16 protein-coding genes and 1 tRNA gene are annotated in these 16,632 nt (G+C 60.2%); 7 read left to right on the top strand and 10 right to left on the bottom strand.

Annotated features, from left to right (window positions below):
• Positions 1 to 401 precede the first annotated feature (401 nt).
• Positions 402 to 1,301 (top strand): HAD family hydrolase, encoded by a 900-nt coding sequence (locus HMPREF2857_RS03890; RefSeq protein ID WP_083310502.1) that lies wholly within the window; start codon positions 402 to 404, stop codon positions 1,299 to 1,301.
• Positions 1,302 to 1,325: 24 nt separating this feature from the next.
• Here the strand turns inward: HMPREF2857_RS03890 and HMPREF2857_RS03885 are convergent, their stop codons facing one another.
• The gene (locus HMPREF2857_RS03885; RefSeq protein WP_083310501.1) at positions 1,326 to 2,333 is read right to left on the bottom strand and encodes a Fic family protein; all 1,008 of its coding nucleotides are present in this window, start codon (positions 2,331 to 2,333) and stop codon (positions 1,326 to 1,328) included.
• Between the two features lie 204 nt (positions 2,334 to 2,537).
• On the opposite strand from HMPREF2857_RS03885, the gene HMPREF2857_RS03880 reads away from it, so the two are divergent.
• Both HMPREF2857_RS03880 and HMPREF2857_RS03875 read left to right on the top strand, forming a co-directional pair.
• Positions 2,538 to 3,038 carry a phage holin family protein gene (locus HMPREF2857_RS03880; protein ID WP_016421928.1) on the top strand — a complete coding sequence of 167 codons (501 nt, stop codon included), beginning with the start codon at positions 2,538 to 2,540 and terminating at the stop codon, positions 3,036 to 3,038.
• A gap of 94 nt (positions 3,039 to 3,132) precedes the next feature.
• Positions 3,133 to 4,110 carry an alpha/beta fold hydrolase gene (locus tag HMPREF2857_RS03875; RefSeq protein ID WP_048731395.1) on the top strand — a complete coding sequence of 326 codons (978 nt, stop codon included), beginning with the start codon at positions 3,133 to 3,135 and terminating at the stop codon, positions 4,108 to 4,110.
• An 82-nt stretch (positions 4,111 to 4,192) separates the two neighbouring features.
• On the opposite strand, the gene HMPREF2857_RS03870 is transcribed toward HMPREF2857_RS03875, so the two are convergent.
• Genes HMPREF2857_RS03870 through nth form a run of 4 tightly spaced genes read right to left on the bottom strand, consistent with a single transcriptional unit; the run spans position 4,193 to position 7,944 of the window.
• Positions 4,193 to 5,389, bottom strand: a complete 1,197-nt coding sequence (locus HMPREF2857_RS03870; RefSeq protein WP_083310500.1) for a MarP family serine protease — start codon at positions 5,387 to 5,389, stop codon at positions 4,193 to 4,195.
• On the bottom strand, positions 5,386 to 6,240 hold the full coding sequence (locus HMPREF2857_RS03865) for an NUDIX hydrolase (RefSeq protein WP_070642817.1): 855 nt from the start codon (positions 6,238 to 6,240) through the stop codon (positions 5,386 to 5,388). Before HMPREF2857_RS03865 ends, HMPREF2857_RS03870 begins: the two co-directional genes overlap by 4 nt.
• Entirely contained in the window at positions 6,237 to 6,998 is a 762-nt protein-coding gene (locus HMPREF2857_RS03860; RefSeq protein WP_070642816.1) for a TlpA family protein disulfide reductase, read from the bottom strand. The genes HMPREF2857_RS03865 and HMPREF2857_RS03860 overlap by 4 nt, the downstream gene beginning before the upstream one ends.
• Before the next feature lie 16 nt (positions 6,999 to 7,014).
• Positions 7,015 to 7,944, bottom strand: coding sequence for an endonuclease III (gene nth, locus HMPREF2857_RS03855; RefSeq protein WP_371441562.1), 930 nt, complete (start codon positions 7,942 to 7,944; stop codon positions 7,015 to 7,017).
• 500 nt (positions 7,945 to 8,444) lie between these two features.
• Here nth and glxR point away from each other — a divergent pair, with 500 nt between their 5' ends.
• Positions 8,445 to 9,128 carry a CRP-like cAMP-activated global transcriptional regulator GlxR gene (gene glxR, locus HMPREF2857_RS03850; RefSeq protein WP_005511668.1) on the top strand — a complete coding sequence of 228 codons (684 nt, stop codon included), beginning with the start codon at positions 8,445 to 8,447 and terminating at the stop codon, positions 9,126 to 9,128.
• Between the two features lie 559 nt (positions 9,129 to 9,687).
• Here the strand turns inward: glxR and HMPREF2857_RS03845 are convergent.
• The 4 genes from HMPREF2857_RS03845 to HMPREF2857_RS03835 form a co-directional block, all read right to left on the bottom strand.
• Positions 9,688 to 10,503, bottom strand: coding sequence for an MBL fold metallo-hydrolase (locus tag HMPREF2857_RS03845; RefSeq protein ID WP_005511689.1), 816 nt, complete (start codon positions 10,501 to 10,503; stop codon positions 9,688 to 9,690).
• A gap of 135 nt (positions 10,504 to 10,638) precedes the next feature.
• Entirely contained in the window at positions 10,639 to 11,115 is a 477-nt protein-coding gene (locus HMPREF2857_RS03840; RefSeq protein ID WP_070642814.1) for a RidA family protein, read from the bottom strand.
• Positions 11,116 to 11,251: 136 nt separating this feature from the next.
• The gene (locus HMPREF2857_RS11090; RefSeq protein ID WP_141744780.1) at positions 11,252 to 11,413 is read right to left on the bottom strand and encodes a Sp36 family protein; all 162 of its coding nucleotides are present in this window, start codon (positions 11,411 to 11,413) and stop codon (positions 11,252 to 11,254) included.
• A 71-nt stretch (positions 11,414 to 11,484) separates the two neighbouring features.
• On the bottom strand, positions 11,485 to 11,847 hold the full coding sequence (locus HMPREF2857_RS03835) for a WhiB family transcriptional regulator (RefSeq protein ID WP_005511664.1): 363 nt from the start codon (positions 11,845 to 11,847) through the stop codon (positions 11,485 to 11,487).
• A 369-nt stretch (positions 11,848 to 12,216) separates the two neighbouring features.
• Here HMPREF2857_RS03835 and HMPREF2857_RS03830 point away from each other — a divergent pair, with 369 nt between their 5' ends.
• Positions 12,217 to 14,625: a transglycosylase domain-containing protein gene (locus HMPREF2857_RS03830; RefSeq protein ID WP_070642813.1), complete on the top strand. Its 2,409-nt coding sequence runs from the start codon at positions 12,217 to 12,219 to the stop codon at positions 14,623 to 14,625.
• Between the two features lie 61 nt (positions 14,626 to 14,686).
• Here the strand turns inward: HMPREF2857_RS03830 and HMPREF2857_RS03825 are convergent, their stop codons facing one another.
• Complete coding sequence (locus HMPREF2857_RS03825; protein ID WP_049189436.1) at positions 14,687 to 15,148, bottom strand: GatB/YqeY domain-containing protein; 462 nt, start codon at positions 15,146 to 15,148, stop codon at positions 14,687 to 14,689.
• A gap of 39 nt (positions 15,149 to 15,187) precedes the next feature.
• Here HMPREF2857_RS03825 and HMPREF2857_RS03820 point away from each other — a divergent pair, with 39 nt between their 5' ends.
• Together HMPREF2857_RS03820 and HMPREF2857_RS03815 are read left to right on the top strand one after the other, a co-directional pair.
• A complete protein-coding gene (locus HMPREF2857_RS03820) occupies positions 15,188 to 16,123 on the top strand; it encodes a metallophosphoesterase (RefSeq protein WP_070642812.1) in 936 nt (311 codons plus the stop codon).
• 156 nt (positions 16,124 to 16,279) lie between these two features.
• Positions 16,280 to 16,356: transfer RNA gene (locus HMPREF2857_RS03815), tRNA-Pro, on the top strand.
• Positions 16,357 to 16,632 lie beyond the last annotated feature (276 nt).

Genomic DNA, 16,632 nt, shown 5'->3' with positions numbered 1-16,632 from the left:
GCCCGGAAAAGACACACTTTTCTTTACTTAACCCACATTGGGCCAAAAAGGGGCGACGCCCCGCGCCGGGGGGGGATTGGCGCGAGGCGTCTTTAACCGGCTCGGGGGGGGATTGAGCCGGGGCGGCCTCGCAGTCTGTTTCTAAAAAGAACAAGAAGGGGCCAGCCACGTCCAAGTATTACATATCCCGAGGAATCTGCAAATACCTTACAAAGGATTTAATGCCCAATATGTTCGATGTCACGTTTCCTCGATTAATCGCGCCCAGGAAATGCCGCGCCCCAATCGCCGCCAAGCCCCCCACGACCGCCACCGCCCCAATCGCCCCAATCCCCCACCCAGCAGTTAAACACTCATAATGCTCTCCCCGAGCCCGACATCCATGGGTAAGCTCGGAGTCTATGAACACCGGCGAGAACAAGGCTTCAACAACGCCGCAGCCGCGCGCTTCTACGGACACGAGCAGCTCTAAAGATGCCCAAATCGCTGCAGGCCTCCACGCCACCGCTAACTCTCGCGTCGCTGCGTTCTTTGACCTGGATAAAACCATTATTGCCAAGAGCTCGGCATATGCGTTCAACAAGCAATTCCTCGAGCGCGGCATCATTTCGCCGACGGACATGCTGCAAATGGCACTCAGTCACGCCCTGTACATGTCACAGGGACACGATGAGGCACAAATGGAGGCCACGCGCGAGCAGTTTTCCGCCCTTATCGCTGGTCACAGTGCCAGGGAACTGCGCCAGGTCGCGATCGAAACCCTAGAGCAGAACATCACGCCGTACATCTACGCCGAGGCCTTGGAGCTCATTCGTGAACACCGCACACGGGGGCATCAGGTGTTCATTATCTCGGCATCGGCTCGGCAGATTGTTGAGCCCATTGCGCAGGCGCTCGGCGTCTACAATGTGGTGGCCACCGAGCTGGAGGTCCGCGATGGGGTCTTCACGGGTGAAACGGAGTTCTTCTGCCGAGGCGAAAACAAGGCTGTGCAGATGCGTCGGATAGCGGAAAAGCGCCAGTTCAGCCTGGCCGAATGCTTCGCGTACTCGGATTCCATCACTGATGAGCCCATGCTGGCTGCAGTCGGCCATCCCGTTGTGGTCAATCCCGATCGCGCTCTGCGCAAGATTGCGACGGAACGTGAGTGGCCTGTGCGCCAATTTCGGAATCCCGTCCCGCTGTTTCGCGCGCCGTCGAAACGCAATGCTGCAATTCTTGCCGGCGTCACACTGGCGCTTGGCGCGGGTGCGACGCTATTGGCACTGCGCAAAAACGACGACGAGCCAAAGGCCGACTAACCCATCATCCGGCAGCCGGCCCGCCTACACCGCTTCGGCGATACCGCGCGCTTCCACGGCACCGGCCTTCAGCCCCTCCAGGTGCAGGAGAATCCACGCACGCAGGCCATCGGCGCTTCCCGACGCGAACCCCTCTGCGGCCTCGAAATACTCCTGGCGGTGGCGGGTCCAGTAGACCTCGGGCACGGCCAAGCCACGCGGATCCAGGCCGGTTGCGACAGTCGTCAGCCGCGAGGCGGCGCGGGCGATGATGCCGTTGTGGTACTCAAAGGGGCGCAGAGTCAGCAGTTCACCGTGCACAATCGCCGAGAGCACACCAGCATGGATCTGGCTGCGGCCAGTGATGAAGTCACCGAGCACGTGCAGACGCTGCTCCTTCATCGCAGACGAGAGCTTGTCGTCACCGACTGGACGCCCGGCTTTCATCCGTGCCTCGGAACCGTCTTCAGTCTCACCTGCGGGCGATGCGTTCAACGCAAACTTGGCCAGCACCTGCTGCGGAGCACGCTGCCACACGCGGGTGGTCTCACCAATTGACTCCGGGGAAATGGTGTCGGCAACCCGAAGGGCTGCTGCGAGTACGGGGTCGGTGATGTTGCCGTCGTCGGGAAGCGATGGCTCGCCGCCTTCTAGCCACGCCGATGCCCGAGCGCCACGCAGGACCGACTCGGAGCCGGTGACGTTGTGCTTGCGCAGGTTGGCCTTGTGCCTGTGGACGGCCTGGATGGCCTTGGCCGCAACATCAGCCGCGTGCGCAACGCCGTCGAGCTGCCACAGGGGCGCGAGGGGGTCCTTGGGATCAAGCTGCGGAATAGCAGCGGCGGGAGCACTGTCAGCGCCACCGGCACCCGATTCAGATGCCTTCGCCTGCGCTGCCTCACGCTCTGCGCGCTTCTTCGCCGACACGGAGGACACACCCAGGCTCATGCCAGCTAGGCCACCCTTTCCGGCACCGGCGCCATTGCCGACACCATTGCCAGCACCGGCGCCAATTCCACCTACTCCACGCACGTTCTCAGGCTGATTGTTCATATCCCACACCCTAATTCTTCACCGCTAAGTAAGTGACAAACTTATATAGAAATGGTCAAAGATGAGAAAAACTTCAACGAGTTCTTGGCTTTTTCGCCCTTATGGCGCGCCCTACCCACAATCAGAGGTAGTATGGCAGTTTGTAACTGCAGTTTTAAACTTTCAAACCATCTTTTCCAACCATCTGCGTAGGAGGAAGTACACGTGAGCAACGACGATACGAAGGGTCTCTTTACCGACGGCACCGAACCGCGTGTTACCGCTATCCCGCTGAGTGATGTGGATAGCAACGCATCGGGTGATGCTAGCGTCGGCCAGCTCGTGTCTAATGCTTCTTCGCAGATTTCCGCTCTGGTTCGCTCTGAGATTGAGCTGGCCAAGGCCGAAATTGCTGGCGAGGCTAAGAAGGGCGCAGTTGGCGGTGGCTTCTTCGCGGTTGCCGGCGTCGTCGCACTGTACTCCTCGTTCTTCTTTTTCTTCTTCCTCGGCTGGCTGCTGGATGTTTGGCTGCCAACCTGGGCTGCGTTCCTCATCGTTTTCGTTCTGATGCTGGTCATCGCCGGTGTTGCAGCACTGCTGGGTCTGAAGAAGGTCAAGTCGATCCGCAAGCCGGAGAAGACCATCGAGTCGATGCAGGAGCTGAAGGGGGTCGTGCCGTCGGGGTCGGCGAAGAAGTCTTCGCAGTCGAACGGTATGTACACCTAAAGGCTTGAAAGAAATTGGGCGGGACTTTGTTGGTCTCGCCCTTTTGTCTTATTCAGTCCCGGTTTAAGCCCTTCGGATAAGGTATTTTCCCCTCATGACCTCCCTCCGCGATTCTCTCACTGGCCCCTGGCGTCATCGTCTCATTCACGTCCGCGGCCAGCGCCTACACATCGCCGAGTGCGGCCGCCCCTCCGATCCGCTCGTGTTGTTTATTCACGGCTCGACTGGCGGTTGGTTTGAATGGCGCGAGGTTTTGCCGCTGCTTAACGACGACTCGGGCGATCCCCTCCCCGTGCACGCTGTGGCTATTTCTATGCGTGGCTACGGTCAGTCCGACCGAACACCGCAAGGCTACGATCCGTTTGAGGCGGCCCAGGACATCGCCTCATCGATTCGCTCGTTGGGGCATTCGACCGCGCTGCTGGTCTGTCAGGGGTTCGGCACCTGGGTGGCGTGGACGTTGGCTTCGCGGCAGCCCAATCTTGTCTCCGGAATTATTGGTTGTGGTGCTGCACATCCGAAAGTGTGGCTGAACCAGTTGAAGAGCCCGTGGTCGGAGGACTTCCGCAGTAGCCTGGCTCCTCTGCTGCGCCGTTCGTGGTGGGACTCGCGGCCACGGGTACCGCAGTTGCGTCGCAATAAGTTCAGCACGCAGGCGGCTGAGGCTCGCCAGCAGCGGCTTATTGACCGCATCGTGCGCGAGTCCATGTCCACCACCGGGCAGGGGTTTGCCGAGACCCCCGAGGGAAAACAGACCGCGGAACTCATGGCTGACAGCCTGGCCAGTGGGGCACTCCGCCCTGCACTGGCTCACATGAATTGGTGGACGCGACCGGCTCCGGCCGCTTTCCGCAAGTGGTTGAGTGCGGTGGAGGGCTCGTCGAAAAGCGATGAGCACACGGTGCTGCTCGTCGGCGAGCAGGACACTCGTACCCCACGTGCGCTAGTGGAGCTCACCTCGAGTCACGTGCGCGTTGTGCCGGATTGTGGGCACTTCCTGCCGGCAGAGAAACCTCAGGCTGTGGTGCAGGCAATCAGGGATCACCTGCACTGGTTGCCGGAGGGGTCTTAGACTCAGGCTCGGCTGAAGCTAGCCGGAACTCTCCTGCGGTTGCAGCTGGGGCTGACCTGCCCACAGACACACAACTTTCCGCTTACCCCGCCACACACTCCTGCGTGCTGATCGCTCCGTAGTTATCCATCGCCTCATCGATGTGTGGCTGGACCTCGGCGTGCGTCAGCGCGTAACCAGTCTGGTCATTGTTCACACCGGCACCGAAGACCAAGCCCAGGATCTGGCCCTGCGGCGTAATCAGTGGGCCGCCCGAGTTACCGTGGCGCACATCTGCCTTCAGAACATAGGACTGACGCTCGTGCCTGGTCGACGAATAAATATCCGGGCCTCGAATAATGATGTTCTCCGTCACGCGCGCAGGTGTGGCCTTAAAGGGGCCGGACTCGGGAAAGCCCAGCACTACCGCGTCATCGCCCGGACGAGCTTCCTGATCCGCCCACTGCATGGGCTCCAGGGGTAGGTCGGTGGTTCGGAGCAGTGCGACGTCGTCAAGCGGATCGTAGTGCACGACGTTCGCGTCAGCCATGCCGACCACGGTTTCCAGCCGAACAGTGGTGGCGCCAGCGACCACGTGCGCGTTTGTCAGAATCAAATCCGGCGCGATGACAAAGCCAGTACCCTGCAGCAAACGTTCGCACTGCGGGGCTTCGCCCAAGACGCGGACGATGGACGGTCGAATACTGTCGACGACACCTTGCGAAATCACATTGGGGTCGACGGGTTCATCGGGGACGTTCTGCTTGTAGCCGAATGGCGGAGCGATGGCGGGCATTCCATCATCGCGAAGCTGACGGAGGATGCCACTGAAGCCGTCGCTCCATTCGTCGGGCGCGACCTGGTCAATGAGGTTCATGCCCTTGGACTCACGCACCCAGTCGGCGAACTGCCCGGGCACGGCGGTGGCCAGCGGCACGGCAATCATCCATGTCACTACCAGCGCAGTCACGGACTGCACGATGGCACCGAGGCTAGAATCCAGGCCGACTGCCAGCGGCGAGCGAATGGTATTCCGCAGCGACTGCCCTGCCACTGTTCCCACCGCATGACCAATCAACGCCAACAGAATCACCGTGCCGAGGCCCAGAAGAACCTTTCCCGACTGGTTCTCGACCTGCGCCATAGCTAGCGGCGCCAAGGGCACACCAATGACCAAGCCCAGGACAACGCCCAAAATGGCCATAATCGACGAGACGGCGCCCTGCTGCCAGCCGACGATAAGCGCGAAAATGAAGACCGCCAGCAGCGCAACGTCAAACACAGCGATTGCAGGCATCATCGTCGGCCTCCCTTCAGTACGGACAGTTTTTCACCATTAGCGGAACGCGCGAGCACCGGCAAAAGTTTCTGCACGTTGGTGTCGTCCCACGGTTCCGACCAGCCGGCCACGTCTAGCAAGTAGGACAGCACGCCGCCGGTAAAGCCCCAAACGACGAAGTCACCAACCTTAAATGCCGGTCCTGTCCAGCCGTGATAGCCCAGCATCATGCGGTTGTCCGGATTCGTCAGGTGGCTAATTGGCACATTGAGCACCGATTCCGTCTCTGCAGGGTCGACCACACGCAGCGGATGCGGTGCATGCCAATACGCCAACACCGGATTCACCGCGAAGCCAGTCCGCGAAATGTCAATCGAGTCCAGCACCCGCACCGGTGTCACCGTCTCTCGGTTCAGGCCGGTTTCTTCCTCGGCTTCACGCAGCGCGGTATCGATTTCATCCACGTCCTCGGGATCGACACGACCGCCCGGAAAAGCCATCTGGCCTGCATGCTTACGCAGGGTTGTCGCCCTGTGTGTAAGCACCACGCTGGCATCCTCCGGCCGTTGGTGCGCCTCCGCATCACCGCTGATCAGCACCAACACCGCCGACCGCGCCGGATTCCGCAACGGTTCCTCCTGCGTCGAAGAGTCTCGCCGCAACTTCGCAAACGCACGCTTCACGCTTGACGACGAAGCGGAGCGGCCGGCCACCTGCTGCTCCGAGTGGCCTGTTGTGGCGTGGCTGGTGCCGGCGTGGCCCGGCGCGTCGTGATTAGCGCTGACCAGGTGCGGCGGCAAACTATTGGTCAACCACTTCGGCAGATACAGCCCCGAGCTTGCGTCACGATTCCACGACTGTCCCTGAGTCACTTCAATGCACCTCGCACGAGATCAGTAATCTGCTGCGCATCGGTGAATTCACCAGGATGAATAGTCGCCACCGTGCCATCTTCCTTAAACACCACGGTGATGGGCACAACTCGCGGTAGATTCAACGCTGGTCCGACCACGTCGACCGTGTCCGAGTAGGTCGGTAGATTCACTCCGATTTCCTGCAGGAAGGCCTGGCCACGCCCCGCCTCGCGAGCCGCATGCACCGTCGCCACCTGCACATCTGGGTTGTCCTTGGCCCATTGCTCAATAAGCGGTAGCTCTTGGCGACACGGCGCACAGTTCCACGCCCAGACATTAAGCACTGTCGGCTTGCCCTCGACGACCTGCCCCATGTCCACCAGCTCCGCTTGCCCAACCTCGTTGTCCTGGCCTGCCGAGTCTCCCGACTCCGCCAACAGCGGCAAGCGCACACCGGTCAGCGAGCCACTACCCGCTACCGCCGCGATTTCATCCTTCGACATCGCTGGCGCTGCCGGTGCACCATCCACTTCACCATCACTGCCAGCGCCCTCACCATTGCCAGCGCCATCCGCCCCGACACTCACACCCGATCCGGTCCCACCACCATCGGCCTCGTCATTGCCACCAGTGGTATTCACAATCGCGAAAATCACCAGACCCACAATGCTTATTCCCGCGATGAGCAGCGTAATCAGCGATGCCGAACGGTTAACGTCCGCCTGCCGATCCTCATAGTGGCCACCATTGTGACTATGACCGCCCTGCTCATTCACGAAAAGTGCTCCTCGACTAGTCCTGTGGCGCTGTGGTGTTGCGCGCGCTATCCCCGTCGTCAAGCGCGGAAAGTTCCTCCCCACTGTAGCCGTCATTAAGACCGGCCAGGTAGAGAAGCCATTCCCTATCGTCTGACTTAATCAACTTCTCCGCAGTCTCCGGCTCCGCCGGACCCGCGACGCCATACGACGGGCAATCCGCCGCCAAGAAGCACGCCCCGCACGCCGCCCGGCGCGAATGGCACACCCGGCGACCGTGGAAAATCAGGCGATGCGAAAACCACGTCCACTCCGCGCGCGGTAGCACCTCCATCATCTCGTGCTCCACGCGCACCGGATCTTCCTGCTCTGTGAGACCCATGCGCCGCACCAGACGCCCAAAATGCGTATCGACCGTCAAACCCGGCACCCCAAAAGCATTCCCCAGCACCACATTTGCCGTCTTTCGCCCCACGCCCGGCAGCTTCACCAGCTCCTCCAACGTGCCCGGAACCTCGCCGCCGTGCTGCTCCATCACCCCCTGCGCAAAGCCGATAATGTTCGCAGCCTTATTCCTATAGAAACCCGTCGGCCGAACGAGCTCCTCGACCTCCTCCTGATTCGCAACCGCCAAATCGGCAGGGCTGGGGTACCTAGCGAACAGCGCCGGCGTGGTCATATTCACCCGCACGTCCGTACACTGCGCCGACAGAATCGTCGCCACCGCGAGCTCATACGGATTACGAAAGTCCAGCTCACAGTGCGCATTCGGGTACGCCACCGCCAGCGTGCGGTTAATCCGCCGCGCGCGCCGCACCATACCCAGGTGCGTCTCCTTCCCCCGCGCCGCCGGATGCGCCCCCACCGCCCGACGCTTCTTCGACGTCAGAGATCCCTGCGGGTGCGTGGGCTGGGGTTTGTTTATCTGGTGCGTGCTTAACGACGATGCCTTGCCAGTCGTATCCATGGTCGTAGTGTATCGGCTACCCCGGATTGCAATTCGCGTGCGCACCTTTCGCGGGCCGAATCTTTAGATTCGTCCGGGATGCGGATGGAACCGGTAGCAGCTCGGGCATATTCGGTCAAAAACCAAAGAAGTCATGCCCCACCACATCTTGGAACACCGTTAGCGAATTATTAGTTATAAATACACAGTTCAGCGGCTTTTCACCAGAATTCCCCACAGGCGCAGTGGCTCTTTTGCTACAGTGGTGTTTATCACATCTTGGTGACGGCGTAGTTTTGGGATGCATCTGTAGTGGCGATTTGTCGTGAAATTCGCCCAGGGATGAACCTGCCTTGAAAGCTGGCAGCGGCGTTACCGGGAAAGACCGAAAGTAGTGGGACTAGTGGGACGGGGCAGTTTCTCTTCCTGTTTGGCCACTGCAATCTGTAGTCGAGTGCTAATTTGGCGGCTGCTGGCCTGTATTTACGGTGGTTAGTGGCCAAAGACAGGAGAATTTTACCGTGGATGACGTCAAGGAGATTCTCTCCCGGGCCGGTGTATTTCAGGGAGTCGACCAGGAGGCTGTGCAGGCCTTGCTCGGCGAGCTCGAGACGGTTCGCTTCCCGCGTGGAACCACCATCTTCAATGAGGGTGAGCCGGGCGATCGGCTCTACATCATTATTGATGGCAAGGTGAAGCTGGCTCGTCGCTCAGCCGACGGTCGTGAAAACCTGTTGACCATCATGGGCCCGTCCGACATGTTCGGCGAGCTCTCCATCTTCGACCCGGGCCCGCGCACCTCTTCGGCGGTCTGCGTCACCGAAGTTTCCGCCGCGTCCATGAGTGCCGATCAGCTGCAGGAATGGGTTGGTTCACACCCTGATGTTCCAGCTCAGCTGCTGCGCATGCTGGCCCGCCGTCTGCGCCGCACCAACAATTCACTGGCTGACCTCATTTTCACCGACGTCCCAGGTCGCGTTGCTAAGTCCCTGCTTCAGCTGGCCAATCGCTTCGGTGTTCAGGAAGGTTCTGCTCTCCGCGTGAACCACGACCTGACTCAGGAGGAAATCGCACAGCTCGTCGGTGCCTCCCGAGAGACCGTTAACAAGGCTCTGGCAGAGTTCGCCCACCGCGGCTGGATTCGCCTTGAGGGCAAGTCCGTGCTCATCTCCGATACGGAGCGTTTGGCCCGCCGCGCACGTTAGCTTGTTGCGCACGTTAGCTTGTGGCGCACGTTAGCTTGTGGCGCTTGCGGCGCTGCCCAAACGACTCACATCCCGCAGCCTCTGCTTTTGGATCCTCGGTTCCCGTAGGAGCACATGAAACGCATGAGGCTCGCGGGATTTTTGTTGTCTTCCCCGCTGGCCTGGCATGCTGGCCTGGTATGCCGGCCGAGTTTGGCGCACTTATCGACGCTTTTCCACCACTTATCGATGCTTTCCCGGCACCTATCGATGCACCATTCACCGATTTCTCCTTGCATCAATCACTTATCGATGCGCTGTTCACTTATGCGCGCGCTATAGCTCATCGACAAGTGGATACCTCATCGATAAGTGATTGAGCTGGCCCCGACGAGGCCAACCCACCCCCAACCCCACCCCAACCAGCACTAGCCGAAAACAAAAAGCGCGCAACCCGCAAAACTGCAGGTCGCACGCTCTTTTTCATGCGGCGACTCAAGCTCAGCTTCAGCCAAGCCTCAATTAAGCCCAGCCCAGACCAGCCCAGCAACCGGCCGAAGCCAAAGCCGAAGCCCAGCAACTACTCCCCGTGATCGCGCAGGTAGCGCAGGGTCACACGAGTCGACTGCTCAGCAGCATGACGCAGCACCGGATCGACATCGGTGTAAATCTCATCCACAATCTGGTCGACTGTAGCTTCGTCGCCCAGCTTGGCAACGGCATCCTTCACCTGCTGCAGGCGCAGCTTACGACGCTCAATGTACTTCTGCGTCATTACAGTGATGTCCGGCAGGTCAGCACCATGCCCAGGCAGCAGACGAACACCCTTGCCGCGCGAATCCAGCATTTTCAGGGTTTCCATGTACTTACCCAGGTCGCCGTCGGTCTCCGAGATCATAGTGGTGTGGCGGCCAGCGATCGTGTCACCGGTAACGATGCCTTCAACATCGTCCTCGCCATCACCAGTGTGAATGAAGAAGCAGACGGAATCAGCGGTATGACCAGGGGTTGCCACGACCTCAATCTGCGGAGTCACTCCGTCGAGGACGATACGTTCGCCGTCGACAAGCGGATCCTGACCTCCCGCGCAGTACTGAGACTCCAGCTCACGAATCGGCGCGCCGGTGAGCTGGCGGAAACGTGCGGCGCCATCAGCATGGTCGCCATGACGGTGCGTCAGCAGAATCAACGCAACGTCGCCGGCATAACGCTGGAGGACGTTCAGGTGTCCCTCGTCCTCCGGACCCGGATCGATGACAATGCTGCGGCTATCCCCCTCAGCCTTAATAACGTAGGAGTTCGTACCCTCCAGCGAAGAGTAGCTGGGGTTCGGGCACAGAACGACGCCCACAGACTGAGAAATCTGACGCAGTTGGCTATACGCAGGATGCTCCATGTCCTCTATCCTACGTGGTTGCGCAATCCGGGGAGCGCGCCACGTCGTCCAATTCGGCTCATTTGGGTGTAAGCACGCTTTACGACGACCCGGAGAACGCAGCATCCCCGCTGGTCACGGCAGCAAATACAGCAGCTACTGGGCTACTTCAACGATGATCTCGACTTCCACGGGAGCGTCCAGCGGAAGCTGATTCACACCCACTGCTGAACGAGCGTGCTGGCCGCGTTCACCGAAGACCTCGCCGAAGAGTTCCGAGGCTCCATTGATAACGCCCGGCTGACCAGTGAATCCGGCGGCGGAGTTGACGAAGCCGACGACCTTCACGATGCGGGTGACATTGTCGAGACCGACCTCGGCATCGACTGCGGCCAAAGCGTTGAGAGCGCAGGTGCGGGCGGCCTCCTTGGCCTCCTCAGCAGTGACTTCTGCGCCGACGTGGCCGACGTGGGTGAGCTCGCCGTTAACGAATGGGAGCTGACCGGAGGTGAAAACGAGGTTGCCCGTGCGCGTTGCGGGTACGTAGGCCGCCACTGGCGCGGCAACTGCAGGCAGGGTAAGCCCCAGGGCTTCGAGGGCCTGGGAAGGAGTGCGAGATTCAGAGTTGCTCATTTAAGTTAAGCCTTTCCACGGCGGCTGGGGGCCGGGCGAATAAAGCCGGACAAAGCAAGATGGCAGCCAACAGTGAGTCAGCTGCCAATCGAAAGCACAACCGCCGTTGTTAGTTAGGTGCTAGACACCGAGGTAATTAGTCAGTCTTCGGGCGCTTGAAGTAACCGACGTGGTTTTCGCCGGTCGGGCCCGGGAGAACAGTGACAAGTTCCCAGCCGTCCTCACCAAAGTTGTCCAGGATGGCCTTGGTGTTGTGAATGAGCAGCGGTGCGGTGAAGTATTCCCATTTAGTAGTCATGGAAGCTACTTTATCTGTCCCCCAGCCTCGCGCGCTGGGGGTTTAGTTTTACTTCGGTCTAAGTTCGGTTTTTACTTAGCCAGCTTTGCCTTGCGCTGAGCTGCGTACTGCTCAGCGTAGAAGTCGGCCCACGAAGTAATTTCCGGGTGCTCGCGCAGCATTGCGCGGCGCTGACGCTCGGTCAGGCCACCCCAGACGCCGAACTCGACGCGGTTATCCAGAGCGTCGGCACGGCACTGCAGAACCACTGGGCAGTGGCGGCAGATAACTGCGGCTTCGCGCTGTGCGGCGCCGCGAACGAACAACTTATCCGGGTCAATATCGCGGCACTTAGCGCGCGGGACCCACTCCTGACGATCGCGGAAGCTCTCTACACCGAGCTCGTAGTCTGGCGTAGTAGCAGTGCGGTTGCGATCGGGAATCGTGGCGGTCATTGTAGCCTCCTCGTGCCTGCGATTTTCGTTATTTCGAAATAGTTTCAACTAAATAGTGCTGAAATTTTGTTGTAAGTCTATTCACACCACCCAAATAATGTCGATTGGGTCACACTGGGAGGGTGGACGTGGCGCAGCTCTAAATACAACAATGCAGGTGGGGCAACTTTTTCCAACAAAAGCACGGGGGTGATTTGCGTCACTATGAAAATCTTTTTCCGGAAACCACCACACGACGAGTTGCCCGGTATTGTAAGGGCGCTCGTAGCGATCCTCCTCCGCTCGCAGGCGTTTTTCTGGGCTCGCCGGGCATGTCGCTAGGCGGATTTTCGAAAACTCACTTCGGCTCAATCCGCCCTACCTTGTAGTGTGATTGCTGTGAATAAAGGTTCGACGCTGTTCAAGCTCTCCGTTGCCACTGTGTTGGCAGCGTTGATTGTGGCCAGCGCCCTCTTTCCTCTTGTGGGCGGCTCGGCCTACCTCGTCGCGCGCACGGCTGATGAATTCGCGTCGGCGTCGCGGTCGGTGATTTCTAAGGACGCACCAGGGGTCACCACTATTACGGATCGGAATGATCAGCCAATTGCGTGGCTCTATGATCAGCGGCGGTTTAATGTGCCGTCGGAACGCATCTCGCCCGCTATGAAGGACGCGCTGGTCAGCGTGGAAGATAGGCGCTTTTATGAGCACTCTGGTGTGGACTGGAAGGGCACTGCTCGTGCGGCGGTAAAGAACTTCATGTCTCAGTCGGTGCAGGAAGGTGCCTCCACAATCGAGCAGCAGTTGATTAAGAACCACACGCTGCTGGTGGACGCAGAGTCGGAGTCGGAGCGCCGCGCTGCTACTGCCACGGATTATGGTCGCAAGATCCGCGAGATTCGCATCGCGTTGGACCTGGAAGATGAGCTGACGAAAGACGAGATTCTGACTAAGTACCTGAACTTGGTCCCCTTCGGCAACGGCGCTTTCGGCGTGGAAGCTGCAGCTCAGACATACTTCGGCATTCCCGCGTCCGATCTGAATGTCCCGCAGGCCGCTCTGCTCGCGGGCATGGTTCAGCAGTCCTCCGGGCTCGATCCGTATACAAATCCGGAAGGTGCGCATGCACGGCGTAACGACGTGCTTGCGGCCATGGAATCCACGGGGGCAATTGGCCCGCAGGAGGCTCAGGACGCCAAGGCAGCTGATCTCGGCATCCTCCCGGAGCCCCAGCGCCTGCCGCAGGGTTGCATCGCGGCGGGCGATCGCGGTTTCTTCTGTGATTATGTGGTCTCCTACTTGGAGAACCACGGTATTGAGACCGAGAAGCTCAAGCGCGGTGGCTTCCATGTGAAGACCACACTGGACCCGCGTGTGCAGGACAGCGTGCAGGAGTCTCTGCGTCAGCAGGCGTCACCGACTGCGGATGGCGCAGCCGAGGTTATGAGTTTGCTTGAGCCTGGGGATGACTCCAGGAAGTTGCTCGCGATGGCGTCGTCACGCGTATACGGCCTCGATGCGGAACAAATGCAGACCGTGCAGCCTCAGCCATTTACGCCGGTGGGCAATGGCGCGGGCTCGATTTTTAAGATTTTCGCGGCGACGTCGGCGGTGGAAAAGGGGCTGGGTATTGATACCAACTTCCCGGTGCCGCGTCGTTATGAGGCCTCCGGGCTGGGCACCGGTGGCGCAGAGGGCTGCCCGCCGGGCCTGTACTGCGTGGAGAACGTAGGTAGTTTCCCGCCGTCGATGTCGCTGCGTGAGACGCTCGCACGGTCGCCGAATACTCCTTTTATTCAGATTTCGGAGCTGGTCGGCGTCGATGGCGTGATGGACATGGCGGTACGCCTGGGCATGCGCTCATACACGGAGCCGGGCAGTTTTGATGGTGAGTCCTCGGTGGCGGACTATGTCTCGGAGCATAAGCTCGGCTCATTCGTGCTGGGTCCGACGGCGGTGAATAACCTTGAGCTGTCCAATGTCGCTGCCACCCTGGCCAGCAATGGCCGCTGGTGCGAACCCTCTCCGATTGAGTCGATCACGGATTCCAAGGGCAATGCGGTCAAGCTGAATGTGCCACCGTGCGAGCAGGCAGTGGAGCCGGGTGTCGCGCACGCGATCGCTAATGCGCTCAGCAATGACGCCACCGATGGCACCGCGAAGGATGCCGCGAAAGAGCTGAATTGGGAAGGCCCAGTCGCGGCTAAGACCGGTACCACCGAGTCGAACCAGTCCGCGGCATTCCTGGGCTTCACCGGCGGTCTGGCCGGATCGGTGTACGCCTACAACGACACCCCGACTGTCACGGAGCTGTGTACGTCGCCGCTACGCCAGTGCCCGAACGGCAACCTCTTTGGTGGTCGCGAGCCCGCGCGGACATGGTTCGGCGCAGTCGGCCCGGTTATCGAGGATTATGGCGGAAAGAACCTCCCACCACTGGATTCGGACTACGGCCTGGGCACCTCGATCACCCAAATGCCGAATGTGGTGGGCATGCAGAAGGCCGAGGCTCGGGAGACCCTTAAGAAGGCCGGCTACAAGGTAGAGGAACGCACAGTCTCCCTCACCGGCGAGTCGCGAGGAATCGTGGTCGGGCTGGATCAGCCGCCGCTGCTACTCAAGGGTGGCACCGTCACGATCCGCGTGGCCGATGGCACCCGCCGTCCGACCCCGCCACCGGCGCCGTCGCCGCGACCGGACTCGACGACGACCCGGCCGGATCCACTACCGCAGTTCCCTCGCCCGAACACTCCGCCAGCGCCGAGCTTGCGGGATCTGATTCCGCTGCTGCCGTTCTAGTTCGCCCTAGAAGGCAGCTCCAACGCTTATCGCCGAAAAAGGAAAACGGCGAAAGGTCGCGCTAGCCCTGCAGGGCAGCCTTAACGGCCTCGGAAAGCCGCTTGCCATCGACCTGGCCAGCGGCCTTTTCCTTAGCCACCTTCATAACCTGGCCCATGATCTTCATGCTCGGCGCATCATCGCCAGCAACCTCGGCCACGGATTCCGCAACGAGGTTCTTCACGGCGTCGTCGTCAAGCTGTTCCGGCTGGTAGCGGGCGAAAACCTCTGCTTCGGCGAGCTCGGCGTCGGCAAGCTCCTGGCGGCCGTTCTCGGCGTACATCTCAGCGGACTCGCGACGCTTCTTGACCTCCCGCTCAATCACACGCAGCACCTCGTCATCGGTGAGCTCATGCTTGGAGCCGGAAACCTCCTCGGTCTGGATGGCGGCCTTCAGCATGCGTAGCGCCGCGACGGTTTCCTTGTCGCGGGCCTTCATTGCGGCGGTCATATCGGAGACAATTGTGTTCTTCAGTTCACTCATACGCCCTAGACTACCGCTGTAGTTGATAGTGTCTCTGTCATGACATCGCGCGCTTTTTCCAACCGAATTCTGCGGTCTGCCGCAGCTCTCGCCACGCTTGGCTTGACGACGTTCATCTACGCGAACCAAATCGAATTGCGCGCATTTAAACTCCACCGTGTGCAAGTTCCCGTGCTGGCACCCGGCACGCTCGCCCGGGCGGGAAAGCGCGAGGGCGAGCCTTTTCGGATTCTGCATGTCTCCGACTTCCACATGCTCCCCGACCAGAAGTTGAAGCAGAAGTGGGTTGCCAGCCTCGATGCTCTGAACCCTGACCTGGTGATTAATACCGGCGACAACCTGGGCAGCGACAAGGCCGTTCCCAGTGTCCTCGCAGCGCTCGGTCCCCTGCTGAACCGTCCGGGTGCCTTCGTGTTTGGCACGAATGACTACTTCGCGCCGCGGCCTGTCAATCCGCTGAAGTACCTGACAGGCAAGAAGCGCAAGCCCTCACGCGTCGAACTGCCGTGGCGCGGCATGCGCGCTGCGTTTATTGAGCACGGCTGGCAGGATGCCACCCATGCCCGGCTGGAGTTTGTGGCGGGTGGCGTGAAGGTGGCGCTGTCCGGTGTGGATGACCCTCATCACGAGTTGGAGGACTATTCGCAGATTGCCGGTGCCCCGAATGCGGATGCCGACATCGCTATCGGCCTGTCGCACTCGCCAGAGCCCCACGTGTTGGATGCTTTTGCGGAAGACGGCTACGACCTGGTGCTTTCTGGTCACACACACGGTGGCCAGGTGTGCCTGCCCGGCGGGAAGGCCATTGTGACCAACTGCGGTATCGACCGCTCGCGGGCCTCGGGGTTGTCGCGCTGGACCGAGAAGACGTGGCTGCATGTCTCCAATGGCCTTGGCACTTCCCCTTACGCTCCGGTGCGCTTGTTCTGCCGCCCATCCGCGACCTTGATTGAGGTTGTGGAGCGGGATTCGTAGTTCGTAGTTCGTAGTTCGTAGGGGCGCGGCGGAGACCGCGGCTTGTCCCCACAGCCCGTTAAGCAGGCGTTTTGCATTCTGACTCAGCGTCGGGCTAAAGTAAGTCCTCGCAAGCACAGCACTGAGACGTATGTTCCCAGTTCGTGTCTGTGGCCTCGGGGTATGGCGCAGCTTGGTAGCGCGCTTCGTTCGGGACGAAGAGGCCGTGGGTTCAAATCCCGCTACCCCGACCAAGTAGAAACCCTCTCTCACCTGGAATTATCCAAGTGAGGGAGGGTTTCGTCGTTGGCTGCTGAACCCTACTTTTTGCCGCGGTTCAGGGTTGATAGCCAAAGAGTGTGTCTGACTCTCAAGATAGCGACTAGTCAGGCCCCAACCGCGGCAGCACCACAGCCCGGGGTTACGTGGCAAAACTGTCAACCCAAAAACTCAGGGGCTGCAAATGTGAAACTGTCTGAGTTTATGACACTTTCAAGCGGTAGGGTCAGGCGGTGAATGCATCACCACTT

This window comes from Corynebacterium sp. HMSC076C10 (genome assembly GCF_001812455.1).
Lineage (GTDB): Bacteria > Actinomycetota > Actinomycetes > Mycobacteriales > Mycobacteriaceae > Corynebacterium > Corynebacterium jeikeium_D.
Note: the sequence above shows the minus strand (reverse complement) of the source record. Positions and strands in the feature narration are given on the sequence as shown.

What these genes read in the sequence shown, in the direction of transcription:
- HMPREF2857_RS03890 (WP_083310502.1), top strand. Translation starts at nt 402, where the DNA reads ATGAACACCGGCGAGAACAAGGCTTCAACAACGCCGCAGCCGCGCGCT.
- HMPREF2857_RS03885 (WP_083310501.1), bottom strand. Translation starts at nt 2,333, where the DNA reads ATGAACAATCAGCCTGAGAACGTGCGTGGAGTAGGTGGAATTGGCGCC.
- HMPREF2857_RS03875 (WP_048731395.1), top strand. Translation starts at nt 3,133, where the DNA reads ATGACCTCCCTCCGCGATTCTCTCACTGGCCCCTGGCGTCATCGTCTC.
- HMPREF2857_RS03870 (WP_083310500.1), bottom strand. Translation starts at nt 5,389, where the DNA reads ATGATGCCTGCAATCGCTGTGTTTGACGTTGCGCTGCTGGCGGTCTTC.
- nth (WP_371441562.1), bottom strand. Translation starts at nt 7,944, where the DNA reads ATGGATACGACTGGCAAGGCATCGTCGTTAAGCACGCACCAGATAAAC.
- HMPREF2857_RS03845 (WP_005511689.1), bottom strand. Translation starts at nt 10,503, where the DNA reads ATGGAGCATCCTGCGTATAGCCAACTGCGTCAGATTTCTCAGTCTGTG.
- HMPREF2857_RS03840 (WP_070642814.1), bottom strand. Translation starts at nt 11,115, where the DNA reads ATGAGCAACTCTGAATCTCGCACTCCTTCCCAGGCCCTCGAAGCCCTG.
- HMPREF2857_RS11090 (WP_141744780.1), bottom strand. Translation starts at nt 11,413, where the DNA reads ATGACTACTAAATGGGAATACTTCACCGCACCGCTGCTCATTCACAAC.
- HMPREF2857_RS03835 (WP_005511664.1), bottom strand. Translation starts at nt 11,847, where the DNA reads ATGACCGCCACGATTCCCGATCGCAACCGCACTGCTACTACGCCAGAC.
- HMPREF2857_RS03825 (WP_049189436.1), bottom strand. Translation starts at nt 15,148, where the DNA reads ATGAGTGAACTGAAGAACACAATTGTCTCCGATATGACCGCCGCAATG.
- HMPREF2857_RS03820 (WP_070642812.1), top strand. Translation starts at nt 15,188, where the DNA reads ATGACATCGCGCGCTTTTTCCAACCGAATTCTGCGGTCTGCCGCAGCT.